The 11,965-nt window shown below is 69.8% G+C and carries 13 protein-coding genes, 4 tRNA genes and 1 pseudogene; 16 read left to right on the plus strand and 2 right to left on the minus strand.

Translation table 11 applies throughout. The features are described 5' to 3' along the window. The 4 genes from GX015_RS09805 to GX015_RS09820 form a co-directional block, all read left to right on the plus strand. A partial coding sequence (locus GX015_RS09805) for a thiamine pyrophosphate-binding protein (protein ID WP_291344761.1) occupies nt 1-567 on the plus strand: 567 nt, incomplete at its 5' end. Nucleotides 568-630: 63 nt separating this feature from the next. Further along, nucleotides 631-1,149: a DUF3592 domain-containing protein gene (locus tag GX015_RS09810; RefSeq protein WP_291344762.1), complete on the plus strand. Its 519-nt coding sequence runs from the start codon at nt 631-633 to the stop codon at nt 1,147-1,149. An 11-nt stretch (nt 1,150-1,160) separates the two neighbouring features. After that, a complete protein-coding gene (locus GX015_RS09815; protein ID WP_291344764.1) occupies nt 1,161-2,315 on the plus strand; it encodes a glycosyltransferase family 1 protein in 1,155 nt (384 codons plus the stop codon). A gap of 9 nt (nt 2,316-2,324) precedes the next feature. Then, nucleotides 2,325-3,014, plus strand: a complete 690-nt coding sequence (locus GX015_RS09820; RefSeq protein ID WP_291344766.1) for a demethylmenaquinone methyltransferase — start codon at nt 2,325-2,327, stop codon at nt 3,012-3,014. 60 nt (nt 3,015-3,074) lie between these two features. Here the strand turns inward: GX015_RS09820 and GX015_RS09825 are convergent, their stop codons facing one another. Both GX015_RS09825 and GX015_RS09830 read right to left on the minus strand, forming a co-directional pair. Then, nucleotides 3,075-3,590, minus strand: coding sequence for a rhodanese-like domain-containing protein (locus GX015_RS09825; RefSeq protein WP_291344768.1), 516 nt, complete (start codon nt 3,588-3,590; stop codon nt 3,075-3,077). 206 nt (nt 3,591-3,796) lie between these two features. Next, nucleotides 3,797-5,077 (minus strand): geranylgeranyl reductase family protein, encoded by a 1,281-nt coding sequence (locus tag GX015_RS09830; protein ID WP_291344770.1) that lies wholly within the window; start codon nt 5,075-5,077, stop codon nt 3,797-3,799. Nucleotides 5,078-5,313: 236 nt separating this feature from the next. Here GX015_RS09830 and GX015_RS09835 point away from each other — a divergent pair, with 236 nt between their 5' ends. From GX015_RS09835 to GX015_RS09890, 12 genes and pseudogenes are all read left to right on the plus strand, one after another. Continuing rightward, nucleotides 5,314-6,363, plus strand: a complete 1,050-nt coding sequence (locus GX015_RS09835) for a polyprenyl synthetase family protein (protein WP_291344773.1) — start codon at nt 5,314-5,316, stop codon at nt 6,361-6,363. 68 nt (nt 6,364-6,431) lie between these two features. Further along, a tRNA-Tyr gene (locus GX015_RS09840) sits at nt 6,432-6,516 on the plus strand. A 310-nt stretch (nt 6,517-6,826) separates the two neighbouring features. After that, nucleotides 6,827-6,902: transfer RNA gene (locus GX015_RS09845), tRNA-Thr, on the plus strand. Between the two features lie 52 nt (nt 6,903-6,954). Continuing rightward, nucleotides 6,955-7,028 (plus strand) — tRNA-Met (locus GX015_RS09850). A gap of 76 nt (nt 7,029-7,104) precedes the next feature. Beyond that, nucleotides 7,105-7,177 (plus strand) — tRNA-Trp (locus GX015_RS09855). A 38-nt stretch (nt 7,178-7,215) separates the two neighbouring features. Continuing rightward, entirely contained in the window at nt 7,216-7,527 is a 312-nt protein-coding gene (gene secE, locus GX015_RS09860; protein ID WP_291344775.1) for a preprotein translocase subunit SecE, read from the plus strand. A gap of 101 nt (nt 7,528-7,628) precedes the next feature. Beyond that, nucleotides 7,629-8,603 carry a transcription termination/antitermination protein NusG gene (gene nusG, locus GX015_RS09865; protein WP_291344777.1) on the plus strand — a complete coding sequence of 325 codons (975 nt, stop codon included), beginning with the start codon at nt 7,629-7,631 and terminating at the stop codon, nt 8,601-8,603. 203 nt (nt 8,604-8,806) lie between these two features. Further along, the gene (gene rplK / locus GX015_RS09870; protein ID WP_291344779.1) at nt 8,807-9,247 is read left to right on the plus strand and encodes a 50S ribosomal protein L11; all 441 of its coding nucleotides are present in this window, start codon (nt 8,807-8,809) and stop codon (nt 9,245-9,247) included. Between the two features lie 95 nt (nt 9,248-9,342). Next, nucleotides 9,343-10,059: a 50S ribosomal protein L1 gene (gene rplA, locus GX015_RS09875; RefSeq protein ID WP_291344782.1), complete on the plus strand. Its 717-nt coding sequence runs from the start codon at nt 9,343-9,345 to the stop codon at nt 10,057-10,059. Between the two features lie 121 nt (nt 10,060-10,180). Further along, entirely contained in the window at nt 10,181-10,966 is a 786-nt protein-coding gene (locus GX015_RS09880; protein WP_291344783.1) for a hypothetical protein, read from the plus strand. A gap of 269 nt (nt 10,967-11,235) precedes the next feature. After that, nucleotides 11,236-11,751, plus strand: a complete 516-nt coding sequence (gene rplJ, locus GX015_RS09885; RefSeq protein WP_102212150.1) for a 50S ribosomal protein L10 — start codon at nt 11,236-11,238, stop codon at nt 11,749-11,751. A 92-nt stretch (nt 11,752-11,843) separates the two neighbouring features. Then, nucleotides 11,844-11,965 (plus strand): annotated as a pseudogene (locus GX015_RS09890) (50S ribosomal protein L7/L12); the annotation flags it as partial.

Raw genomic sequence — 11,965 nt, forward strand, 5'->3', positions numbered from 1 at the left:
GAGCAGCTGGTGCTCGGCGCCTCGAACCCGGTGCGCGACGCATCGTGGGCGGGGCTGCCCTTCCCGGGCGTCGACGTCCACGCCGGGCGCGGGGCGGCGGGCATCGACGGCACGGTGGCCACGGCCATCGGCGTCGCCCTGGCCCGCGACCGCGCCCACGCCGACGAGATCCGTCCGCCGCGCACCCTCGCGCTGATGGGCGACCTGACCTTCCTCCATGACGCGGGCGCGCTGAACATCGGGCCGGGCGAGCCGCGCCCCGAGTCGCTGACCATCGTGGTGGCCAACGATTCCGGCGGCGGCATCTTCGAGACCCTCGAGGCCGGTGCGCCGGCGTTGCGCGGCAGCTTCGAGCGGGTCTTCGGCACGCCGCACACGGTGGACGTGGCGGCCCTGTGCGCGGCGTACGGCGTCGAGCACGAGGAGGTCACCGACCTGCGGGACCTGCTGGCGGTGCTGCATCCGGACACGGACGTCGACGGGGTGCGGGTCGTCGAGGTCGCCACGTCGCGGGCGGGCCGCAGGGAGCTTCACGACGCCTTGGCACGGAAAGCGGCGCTGGGTTAGATGACCGGGCCGACGAGGGGAGGAACGCCGGGCAGCGGCGGGGGCGCCGCAAGGGTCTCCGGCATGGGCGCCGGCATCGACTCCGGCGCGGGCGGGCGCCGGATCCCCGGGGTGTACCTGGGGTGGCCGCGGCGGCTGCGGCAGCTGATCCTGTTCCTGCTCATCTGCCTGGTCGTCGTGTGTTCCGGCCTGGTGTTCGGCGCGTGGTCGGATGACCGGGCGATCGAATCCGACACCGGCCGCGCGGTGGCGTCTGTGCGGCACGTCGACGCGCTGCGCACGGCGGTGGACTTCGTCGACGAGACCGGCGAGTTCCGCTCGCCGCCGTCCGGGCTGCTGTACCCGGTCGGCCTCGAGGAGGGGCAGCGGGTGCGCGTGGAGTACGACCGCGCCGACCCCGAGCGAGTGCGGGTCGAGGGGCGCGGGTGGACGCTGGCGGTGATCCCGGCGTTGAGCATCTTCGTCGTCGGACTGATCATCGCGGCCCCGCTGTGGTGGCTGAGCGTCAGGGCCACCCGCCGTTCATTTGATGCTCCCGCAACCGTTACCCCGTCGACACCGCGAGGTGAGGTGGAGATGTGATGGTGGAGCGCATGCGAGTTGCGATTGTCGCGGAGAGCTTCCTCCCGAATATCAACGGCGTGACCAATTCGGTCCTCCGGGTGCTCGAGTACCTGGACGACCATGGGCACGAGGCCCTGGTGATCGCCCCCGGGGCGCGGCCGTTCCAGGAAGAGCAGGAGACGTACCGGGGTTTCCGCATCGAGCGGGTGCCCACGGTCATGGTGCCGATGGTCGATTCCCTGCCCATCGGCGTCCCGGAGGCCCGCATGGCGGCGATCCTGGCCAAGTTCAAGCCGGACGTCGTGCACCTGGCGTCGCCTTTCGTGCTCGGCGCGGCCGGCGCGTTCACCGCCAAGACGCTGCGCATCCCGGCGGTGGCCGTGTACCAGACCGACGTCGCGGGCTTCGCCAAGAACTACAAGCTGGCGGGGCTGTCGACGGCGGCCTGGGCGTGGACGCGCGTCATCCACAACGCCTGCGGCCGCACGCTGGCGCCGTCGTCGCCGACCATCGCCGACCTGGATCGCCACCGCATCCGAAACGTGCACAAGTGGGGCCGCGGCGTCGACGCGGTCCGCTTCCACCCCTCGAAGCGGTCCGAGGCGATGCGCAAGATGTGGAGCCCCGAGGGCAAGCCGATCGTCGGCTACGTGGGCCGGCTGGCGGCGGAAAAGTCCGTCGAGCGCTTGGCGGAGCTGTCGAAGCGCGGCGACGTGCAGGTGGTCATCGTCGGCGATGGGCCGGAGCGCGCGGAGTTGCAGGAGCTGATGCCGGATGCCGTGTTCACGGGGCAGCTGACCGGCGACGATCTGCCGCGGGCGTTCGCCAGCCTGGATCTCTTCGTCCACACCGGCGACTTCGAGACCTTCTGCCAGGCGGTGCAGGAGGCCCACGCCTCGGGCGTGCCCGCCATCGCCCCGAACGCCGGTGGCCCCCGCGACCTGATCACGCCGGGCGTCAACGGCGATCTGCTGGCCCCGAAGACGTTCGTCCGGGATTTGGGCGCGGCCGTCGACAAGCTGCTCTTCGCCGATGACCCGCAGGCGGCCGCCGAGATGCGGCGCACGTGCCGCGACACGGTCCGCGAACGCACCTGGTCGGCCCTGTGCGAACAGCTCATGGACCACTACGCGGCGGTGAGCGGGGCATACCCGGGCTCGCAGCGCCGGAGCGTGGCAGCGTAGCCTGGCGGGGTGGCTAGGGCAGATCTGGGCAAGGACCCCCGCGACGTCGCGACGATGTTCGACGGCGTCGGCAAGAACTACGACATCACCAACACGGTGCTCAGCGCCGGCATCGACGCGCATTGGCGCCGCGAGACCGGGCGCCGCCTGGACCTTGCGCCCGGCGAGCTCGTGCTGGACCTCGCCGCAGGCACCGCCGTGTCGACGGCGGAGCTGTCGAAGTCCGGTGCGACCGTCATCGCCTGCGATTTCTCCCGCGGCATGCTCAAGGCGGGAGCGCACCGCGACGTGCCCAAGGTCTGCGGCGACGGCATGAACCTGCCGTTCCCCGACGAGACGTTCGACGCCGTGACCATCAGCTTCGGCCTGCGCAACATCCACGACTTCCGCGCCGGGCTGCGCGAGATGGCCCGCGTGACCCGCCCCGGCGGGCGGCTGACGGTGTGCGAGTTTTCCACGCCGACCGTGCCGGTGTTCAGCACCGCGTACAAGGAGTACCTGATGCGTGCCCTGCCGGCGGTGGCCAAGGCGGTGTCGTCCAACCCCGACGCCTACGTCTACCTCGCCGAATCCATCCGCGCCTGGCCCGGGCAGGAGGAGCTCGCCCGCGAGATCAACCGCAACGGGTGGACCGACTGCGGCTGGCGGAACATGACCTTCGGCATCGCCGCCCTGCACTCGGCGGTCAAGCCGGCGTAGCAGGGGCGGGGGAACGGGGAGCGGGCCCAGCAGGCGTAGCGGGGTAACGGGGGAACGGGATCAGCCGGCAGCGGAGGCTTGGCTGATCGAATCGGCCCGGCGGAACGCGGCCTCCATCCCGTCCGACCATGTCCGGTAGCCGCCGGAGAGGTTCCGGACGTCCCCGAAGCCCATCTGCCGCAGGATCCGTTCCGCGACATGGCCCCGGAGGCCCACCTGGCAGGTGACCACGACGGGTCCCACCGGGATTTCGGCGGCCCGGGCGCGAAGCTCATTGAGCGGGATGTTCACAGACCCCGGGATCATGCAGCCGGCGCATTCGGAGGGGTCCCGGACGTCGATGACCGTCACCGCCGGATCATCGTCGAGGCGGTCCCATTCGATCATCGCCGACTGGCCGGAGCGCACGTTGTCGGCGGTGTCGCGCACGGAGGTGATGTTGCGGAAGCCGGCCTCGCAGCGGGTGACGGTGGTCAGGACCTTGCGCCCCTTGGACGGATCGGTCTTGTTCGTCTCGGCGAGGTTCTTCAGACCCTCGGCGTCAATGCCCTCGAGCTTGGCGGAAACGGTGGTCATGGTGCGGTCCCTTCTGCGGTGAAACGGTGGTGAAACGGTGTTTCTCGACCGTTCGTCAATGTCGTCCGGCAGCGCCGCGTTCTGGGCGCCGCCACGCCGCACGTTCCAACACTCGCTAGACAAAGTTGTCTATCCGTCGTTGGCGTCGCAGATTCGCCCCGGTTCTCGTCGCCGCAGGTCGACGCCGGGGAAACGTTCGGTTCCGGTCAGCTCCAGGGTTCCCGGGTGTCCAGGGCCAGCGAGGCTTTGCCGGCAGTGCGCCACATGCGGGCGGTGAGGTCGCGGTCCTCGGGCGTGATCAGGTTGCCCATCAGCCGCGCCGCCGCGCCCATCACGGCATTGCCCCAGGGCGCGCCGAGCGTCACCGGGCCGCCGGCGGGCAGCAGCCACGGCATGGTCAGGCCCGAGGCCAGGCGGCGGGCCAGGGAGAAGGCCTCGCCGTAGTGTTCGCGCAGCAGCGCCGGCCACGAATGCGCCAGGCCGTCGGGATCCCCGGCGACGGCGCAGATGAGGTCCACCGCGAGCCGCGCGGATTCCATGCCGTAGTCGATGCCCTCGCCGTTGAGCGGGTTGACCAGGGCGGCGGCGTCGCCGAGCAGCGCCCAATTCGGTCCGGCGACGTGGCTGACGGCGCCTCCCATGGGCAGCAGCGCCGACGTCACCGACTCCGGTTCGCCCAGCCCCCATTCATCGCGGACCTGCCCGGCGTAGTGGTGGAGCAGCTTTTTCACGTTGACCTTCGCCGGCCGCGCCGACGTCGCCAGCGCGCCGCACCCGAGGTTCACCCGGCCCTCGCCGAGCGGGAAGATCCAGCCGTAACCGGGCTGCACCGCCCCGTCCTCGTCGCGCAGCTCCAGGTGCGAGTGGATCCACTCCTCCTCGCACGTCGTCGTGCAATAGGAGCGGGCGGCGACGCCGAACACGGAGTCCCGGTGCCACGTCCTGCCGAGTTGCTTGCCGACGGGACTGCGCACGCCGTCGGCGACGAGCAACCAACGGCAGGCCACGCGATGGTCCGTTCCGTCGCCAAGCCGAACCGACACCGCCGCCACCGCGCGGCCCGGGCCCCGCTCCACCGAGGTGACCGGGCAACCGTCCAGGAAGGTGGCGCCGCAGGCGACTGCATGGTCGGCGACCATCGCGTCGAACACCGTGCGGGGTACCGCAGACCCCGCCGCGGGGAAGGACCCCTTCGGCCAGGGCGCGGTGATTGACCCGCCGAAACCGTGGAGCTTCAGGCCGCGATTGCGGGTGCGGGCCAGCACCGGATCGGCCAGGCCCAGTCGTTCGAGCTCCGCGATCGCGCGGGGAGTCAGGCCATCGCCGCAGGTCTTGTCGCGCGGGAACGTCTGCGCGTCGAGCAGCAGCACGTCCAGGCCCCGGCTCGCCGCGTGGGCCGCCGCGGCCGCGCCCGTCGGGCCCGCGCCGACCACCACGACATCGGCGCTGGACGGGATGGGCCGGGAAATCGGCGACTGGTCGGTCATGGTCATCAAGGCTATACGGGGCCGCGGAAGTGGCCGGGCTGGGAGGGTGGGGCCGCGTGATGGGGATGGGTGCGGGTGGACTACGGTATGTTCGGCATATCCACGGGTTCGTCCAGGGTGGTGCCCGCTCGCGGCGGGTGCCCCGGGTGCCGCGCGCGGTCCGCATCACGCGGCGCACGCGGCCACCCGTGCGAGCCGACGAACCGACGACGATCCGAATCAAAGGCGGGACCCGAATGCGTAACGGCGCAACCAGCGTTTCCGACGCACCGAGCATCCAGCGGACGGGCGGCGAGCGCGTCGCCAGCGTCGAGCTCGGCGACCCCGAGCTGGAGCGCGTGGTCACCGAGGGCATGCGCGCCAGCGAAGCGCTGCTCATCGAGGAGCTCGGCAAGGGAGAGGAATTCCTGGTCGAGCACGTGCGCCACCTCGCCGACGCCGGCGGCAAGCGGTTCCGCCCCATGTTCGCCATGCTCGCGGCGCAGTTCGGGTCGCACCCCGATGCCGAGAACGTGGTCACCGCCGCCACCGTCATCGAGATGACCCACCTGGCCACGCTGTACCACGACGACGTCATGGACGAGGCCGACATGCGCCGCGGCGTCGAATCCGCGAATTCCCGCTGGTCGAATTCGGTGGCCATCCTCTCCGGCGACTACCTCTTCGCCACCGCGTCGCGCCTGCTCGCCCGGCTGGGCGTCGACACCGTCGCCCACTTCGCCCGCACCTTCGGCGAGCTGGTCACCGGCCAGATGCGCGAGTCCATCGGCTGCCCGGAGGGCGCCGACGAGGTGGAGCACTACCTGCAGGTGATCCGCGAGAAGACCGGCGTGCTCATCGCCTCTTCCGGACACCTCGGCGCGCTGCACGCCGGCGCGGACGAGAAGACCGTCGAGGCGCTGACGCGCTACGGCGGCCTCGTGGGCCTGATCTTCCAGATCGTCGACGACATCATCGACATCGCCTCCGACTCCGCGCAGTCGGGCAAGGTGCCGGGCACGGATCTCCGCGAGGGCGTGTTCACCCTCCCGGTGCTCTACGCCCTGCGGGATGAGGGCCCCGTCGGCGATCGCCTCCGCGAGATCCTCGTGGGGCCGGTGTCCGACGATGCGCTGCTGGCGGAGGCGCTCGAGCTTCTCGAGCGTTCTTCCGGTCCCGGACAGGCCCTCGAGCTCGTCCGCGAGCTCATGGCCGAGGCCGACGCCGTCATCGCCGACCTGCCGGAGATCCCCGCCAAGGCCGCGCTGCGCCGCGTCGCGGACTACACCGTCGAGCGCGTCGGATAGCCCTGCCAGCGGATTTGGCTCCCCGGCGAGGTTCTGGGTAGCATTCCATTCGCACCCACGGGGTGTACGCCAGATTGCCCGAGCGGCCAAAGGGAGCGGATTGTAAATCCGTCGGCTTTGCCTACGTTGGTTCGAATCCATCATCTGGCACCACTTGAACCGGGGCCCGGATCACGACAGTGATCCGGGCCCCGGTTTCTTTCTCTCCGGCCCGTCCCCGGACCGGGCCGGGCGATGCTTTGCGACGCCGGGGAGGGGCCGTCGCGAAGCGGGCCGGCGGACCCCGGACGCGGACCTCGGACGCGGGCCCCGGACGCGGACCTCGGACGGCGGTGAAATGGCCCGGAATTATGGGGTGGCCTGCGGATTTGTGTATCTCGGCGAGGTCGGGTTAATCTTTCTCTCGGCTTCGCAGGGAGCGCCCGAGGGTCCACAAGACCGCAAGCGCTAACTTTGTTGCCATGCCCCCTTAGCTCAGTCGGCAGAGCGTTTCCATGGTAAGGAAAAGGTCGACAGTTCGATTCTGTCAGGGGGCTCCATTCTTTTGTGCGGCATCTGCTTTCGGGCGGATGCCGCCGCGGAAGAATTTGGGGCGATGTAGCTCAGATGGTGAGAGCGCACGACTCATAATCGTGAGGTCGGGGGTTCGATCCCCCCCATCGCTACTGGTGACCACGTTCACCATCCCCGGCTAGCCCGCGTGCTAGGGTGGGAAACCGTCGCACGGACTTCGCGCGACGAAGGGGCGTAGCTCAATTGGCAGAGCAGCGGTCTCCAAAACCGCAGGTTGCAGGTTCAAGTCCTGTCGCCCCTGCAATACCCCTTACGCCGGATACCCCCTCGAGGAGAGACGTGGCCGAGGAAAAGAGCACCACCGCAGCAGCGCGGCCCACGGGCAAGCGCCAGGTAACCGGTGCCCCCGCCGCTCCGGCGCGCGACAGCCGCCCCGTGAAGCGCAACGACGAGGAAAAGCTCGGCACCCGCAACCCCGTGACCTTCATCAAGCAGGTCGTCGCGGAACTGCGCAAGGTCATCTGGCCCACCGGCAAGCAGATGGTGGTCTACACCATCGTCGTGCTCCTGTTCCTCGTGTTCATGGTGGCGCTGGTCTGGGGCGTCGACGCCCTCGCCGGAATGGGCATTCAGGCGATCTTCGCCGGGTAAGGTACACTCGCGAACAACGATGTTTCATCCCGCCACCGCACCACGCGGTAGGCGGGATTATCTTTTGCTTTGACGCACACCGACTGGAAGGGTCGCACCGAATGAACGACGGTCAGAACATCTTCTCCGACGCCGAGGGCCAGACCGGGCCCATCGGCGAAGCGATCATCGACGCCGCGAAGCAGGCCGCGGAGGCGGACGCCGACACCGCCGCCGTCGACGCCGCCGAGGGCGCGGGCCAGGACGCCGCCGAGGGTCTCGAGGGCGCCGGCGCCACCGAGGACGCGGCCGAGGCCGTCGCCGAGGGCGCCGAGGGCCAGGGCATCGAGGAGCAGGCGGGCGAGTCCGACGCCGAGCAGACCGAGACCGAGCAGACCGAGGGCCCCGAGGGTGAGCGGGCCGAGGCCGAAGAGGTCGACCCGGAGGCGGAGTACCGCCAGCGCTTGCGCGAGTTCCAGCGCGAGCTCAAGCGCCGCAAGGGCGACTGGTACATCATCCAGTGTTACTCGGGCTACGAGAACAAGGTGAAGACCAACCTGGAGATGCGCGCCCAGACGCTCGGCGTCGAGGAGCAGATCCACGAGGTCATCGTTCCCATCGAGGAGGTGCAGGAGCGCAAGGACGGCAAGCTGAAGACCGTCAAGCGCAAGCTGCTGCCCGGTTACGTGCTCGTCCGCATGTCCCTCGACGACCCGTCGTGGTCCGTCGTCCGCGACACCCCGGGCGTCACGTCCTTCGTGGGCTCCGAGGGCCACCCGACGCAGGTGAAGATCCGCGAGGTCGCCAAGTTCCTCATGCCGAAGGAGACCGTCACCGCCGAGGCCGCCGAGGGTGCCCAGCCGGGCGAGGCCGCCGAACTGTCCGTCGCCTCCGCGCCGAAGGTCGAGGACGACAAGGTCGCCATCGACTACGAGGTCGGCGAGTCCGTCACCATCCTGTCCGGCCCGTTCGCCTCCGTGGCGGCCACCATCTCCGAGATCGACGCCTCCACCGGCCGCATCAAGGCTCTCGTGTCCATCTTCGGCCGCGAGACCCCGGTCGAGCTCGGCCTGGACGAGGTCGAGAAGCTCAACTAAACGGCCCCGGCCGGCCCCGCCCGCCCGCGATTTGGGCGGGGCGGCCCGCTGCAGGTAACGTCATTCGTCGCGCACCAGCCGGTGCGCGACGAATTTTTTCATCCCCGGTGGCTTGGCCGTGCGCGGTCGGGCATCCGGACGGGTGGCCGCAGGCCCCGGCATCACGGCGGCGGCGCGCCCGGTAACAAGGAAGAAGGTCCCCGATGCCTCCGAAGAAGAAGAAGAAGCTCCAGGCAGTCATCAAGCTGCAGATCCAGGCCGGTCAGGCCAACCCGGCCCCGCCGGTCGGCCCGGCCCTGGGCGCCCACGGCGTCAACATCATGGAGTTCTGCAAGGCGTACAACGCTGCCACCGAGAACCAGCGCGGCAACGTCATCCCGGTCGAGATCAACGTCTACGAGGACCGCTCGTTCGACTTCTCGCTGAAGACCCCGCCGGCCGCGAAGCTGCTGCTGAAGGCCGCCGGCCTGCAGAAGGGCTCCGGCGTCCCGCACACCGACAAGGTCGGCACCGTGACCATGGACCAGTGCCGCGAGATCGCCGAGCAGAAGAAGCCGGACCTCAACGCCAACGACATCGAGGCCGGCGCGAAGATCATCGCCGGCACCGCCCGCTCCATGGGCATCGTCGTCGAGGGCAACTAGTCCCGCCCGCCCCGCATTCCGCGGGGCACCCCATTGACCGTGGCAGGGCCCGCTTCGGCCCGCACCACAACTCCAACCAGAAGATTGGAATCACCATGAGCAAGCAGTCCAAGGCCTACAAGGCCGCCGCCGAGAAGATCGACGCCGGTCGCCTCTACGCCCCGATCGAGGCCACCAAGCTGGTCAAGGAGACCTCCTCGCAGAAGTACGACGCCTCCGTGGACGTCGCCATCCGCCTGGGCGTCGACCCGCGCAAGGCCGACCAGCTGGTCCGCGGCACCGTCTCCCTGCCCAACGGCACGGGCAAGACCGTCCGCGTCGCCGTCTTCGCCGCCGGCGAGAACGCCACCAAGGCCGAGGAGGCCGGCGCCGACTTCGTGGGCACCGACGAGCTGATCGAGAAGATCCAGGGCGGCTGGACCGACTTCGACGTCGCCATCGCCACCCCGGATCAGATGGCCAAGGTCGGCCGCGTCGCGCGCGTCCTGGGCCCCCGCGGCCTGATGCCGAACCCGAAGACCGGCACGGTCACCCCGGACGTCGCCAAGGCGATCACCGAGGTCAAGGGCGGCAAGATCTCCTTCCGCGTCGACAAGGCGTCGAACCTGCACGCCCTGATCGGCAAGGCGTCCTTCACCGCCGAGCAGCTGGCCGAGAACTACGGCGCCCTGCTCGACGAGCTGCTGCGCCTGAAGCCCTCCGCGGCCAAGGGCAAGTACCTGAAGAAGATCACCCTCTCCTCCACGAACGGCCCGGGCATCCAGGTCGACTCCTCCGTGGTGAAGAACTACGCGGGCACCGACGAGGCCTAAGCCTCCCGGAACCTTCCGCGGGTGAACCCCGCGAGCATGACCCGGCCAGCGCCTTTCGCGCTCGGCCGGGTTTTTGCGTGATTCCGGCCCGGGGCCGGGTTCCGCGGCTTATCGTTTTCGCATGCACACAAGTTCCGGCCGGTCCGGGGGAGACCCCCGGGATGATCGCGGGGGGCGCGGCGACTCCGCCTCCCGCGAGGAGTCGGCGCTCCGCGCGATCGAGCGGTTGGCTTTGCTTGACGACGGCTCCGGGTTCATCCTCGGCGAACTCCAGGCGACTCTGGCGGGGATCGACCCCGACGTCCTCGACCTGCCGTCCGTGCGGGTGGCGTCCCTGCCATTGCTGGCGGAGGTCCAGCTCGGCCTGGGCGACGACGCCCCTGTGGCGGAATTGCTGTCGGAGTCGGTCGACCGCGCGGCGGCCGGCGATCGCGCCGCCCGCGTCGTGGTGCTGCGGATCCTGAGGTCGGTGGCCCGCATGGATGCGGTCGAACTGCGGAACGTCGTCAAGCGATTGCTCGTGCGCGCGGAAGGGACCGACCCGGTGCTGGTCACCGGTCTCCGGCTCGGCGCTGCCGTGCTCGATGCGGTGGGGCCGGGCGCGCACCCGCTCGCGTTCCCGCGGCTGCCGGGGCGATTCGCGGACGACGTCCTCATGGCCGGCGACCCCGACCTTCTGTGCTTTTTCGCGGACGTGGAGATCGCCGTGCACGGCAGGGAGAAGGACGACCTGCGCATGGCCGCCGAGCTCGACCTGCCGGAGGGCATGGTCGGTGGAGCCGGCGCGGCCGGGATGGGCGGTCCGGGTGGGTCGCGCGGTCGCGGCGGCGATGCCGGGCGCGGCTGCGGGGGAGCGGCGAAGACCCCGCGGGGCGGCGATTTTGGAGATGCGGCGCCCGGCGTGTAACGTACCGCCATGAAGTTTGACCGGCTCCCTCGCGGGAAGCCGGAGACTCAAGTTTCACCGAAGACCGCCGGTTTCCTGGAACTCCAGGATGAAGGTTCAGCGCAAACGCTGACGGCCCGCGCAGGATGACTTGGAGTCGTGGAGCTCGTGCGGCCTCGCGCCGCGCAACGCCTTCGCGCCCCGGCCGTTTTGCGCCCGGGGCGTTCGTCGTTTCGCCACCGATTCCGGCGTCGAACCCACGACATATCAGGAAGGAGGCGAGAGTAACCATGGCAGCTAACACCGTCAAGCAGGCCGCCGTCGCGTCCATCAAGCAGGATGTCGACGAGTCGACCGCCATCGTGCTCACCGAGTACCGCGGCATGTCCGTCGCGGAGATCACCGAGCTGCGTCGCGCCCTTGGCGCCGACGTGAAGTACTCCGTCGCCAAGAACACCATGATCAAGCTCGCCGCCGCCGAGGCGGGCGTCGAGGGTCTTGACGAGCACCTCACCGGACCGACCGCCGTCGCCTTCATCAAGGGCGAGGCCGTCGACGCGGCCAAGGCGATCAAGAAGTTCGCCGAGGACAACAAGAACCTCGTGATCAAGGGCGGCTACATGGATGGCGCGGCTATGGATGCCGCGCAGTTCCAGGCCCTCGCGGACATGGACAACCGCGAGACCACTCTGGCCAAGCTGGCCGGTGCCTTCAATGGCGTTCTGGCGAACGTCGCCGGCCTGCTCGATGCCCCCACCTCCTCGGTCGCCCGCCTTGCCGCGGCGCTCGAGGAGAAGAAGCAGTAGAGCACCGGCACCACAGACCCGAATCCGCGGGACCCCGACCGGGCCCCGCACCCCGCGGTTCATGCCGCACTTGACTTCACAGGAGACACATCATGGCTAAGTACACCACCGAGGAGCTGCTCGAGGCGTTCAAGGAGATGACCCTCGTTGAGCTGACCGAGTTCAAGAAGGCGTTCGAGGACGAGTTCGACGTCACCGCCGCCGCCCCGGTCGC

Source organism: Corynebacterium sp. (genome assembly GCF_012837295.1).
Classification (GTDB): domain Bacteria; phylum Actinomycetota; class Actinomycetes; order Mycobacteriales; family Mycobacteriaceae; genus Corynebacterium.